2 tRNA genes and 2 rRNA genes are annotated in these 1,082 nt (G+C 45.8%); all 4 read right to left on the bottom strand.

Annotated features, from left to right (window positions below):
* Positions 1-240 (bottom strand): 23S ribosomal RNA (locus V6259_RS19500); the annotation flags it as partial.
* Positions 241-493: 253 nt separating this feature from the next.
* A tRNA-Ala gene (locus tag V6259_RS19495) sits at positions 494-569 on the bottom strand.
* 120 nt (positions 570-689) lie between these two features.
* Positions 690-766: transfer RNA gene (locus tag V6259_RS19490), tRNA-Ile, on the bottom strand.
* A 94-nt stretch (positions 767-860) separates the two neighbouring features.
* Positions 861-1,082, bottom strand: a 16S ribosomal RNA gene (locus tag V6259_RS19485); the annotation flags it as partial.

Raw genomic sequence — 1,082 nt, 5'->3', positions numbered from 1 at the left:
TACTTAGGGAATCTCGGTTGATTTCTTTTCCTCCGGGTACTTAGATGTTTCAGTTCCCCGGGTTCGCCTCGTATGGCTATGTATTCACCATACGATACCCGCAAGCGGGTGGGTTTCCCCATTCGGAAATGTTCGGATCAAAGTCTGTTTATCGACTCCCCGAACCTTATCGCAGATTACCACGTCCTTCATCGCCTCTGACTGCCAAGGCATCCACCGTGCACGCTTGGTCACTTGACCATATAACCCAAAATAGTTTCGGATCACATACCAAAGAAGCTTTTGTCTCTTCTCTGGATTTACGATAATAGAAGTCACTAGGTTAAAGTGAACTTCCACCGGTTTAACGCTTGATTCATCGTTATTTCAAAATTTGAATTGTTAAAGAGCAAGTTTAGTGCAAAGCACTAAGTCAGAAATTGAATCCCTGAATCATCAGTTCAACATCTTGCTTAGCACTCTTCGCTAATCTATTCACAGAATTTGTAAGAAATGGTGGAGCTATGCGGGATCGAACCGCAGACCTCCTGCGTGCAAAGCAGGCGCTCTCCCAGCTGAGCTATAGCCCCATTTCAACTTACTGGTGTTTGGTGATTTTCATCATCAAGAAATTTCATTAGGACAAGGCATAAAGTAAAGACGTATAGTTCACTATACGAGTTTCTTTATAACGCAGTCATCATGGAATTTGGTGGGTCTGGGCCGATTTGAACGGCCGACCTCACCCTTATCAGGGGTGCGCTCTAACCAACTGAGCTACAGACCCAAACACTTTCTGTGCGTCTTATAAAGTAGACATTGTGTTATTTAAAACACTCATCAGATAATTTGTGTGAACGCTCACCAGAGCTTCCATCGTTTAAGGAGGTGATCCAGCCCCAGGTTCCCCTAGGGCTACCTTGTTACGACTTCACCCCAGTCATTGACCACTCCGTGGTAACCGCCATCCCCGAAAGGTTAAGCTAGCTACTTCTGGAGCAATCAACTCCCATGGTGTGACGGGCGGTGTGTACAAGGCCCGGGAACGTATTCACCGTGACATTCTGATTCACGATTACTAGCGATTCCGACTTCATGGAGTC

It is taken from the genome of Marinomonas sp. TI.3.20 (assembly GCF_038155025.1).
GTDB lineage: Bacteria > Pseudomonadota > Gammaproteobacteria > Pseudomonadales > Marinomonadaceae > Marinomonas > Marinomonas flavescens.
The sequence above is the reverse complement of the archived record's forward strand: the minus strand, read 5'-3'. Positions and strand labels throughout refer to the sequence as shown.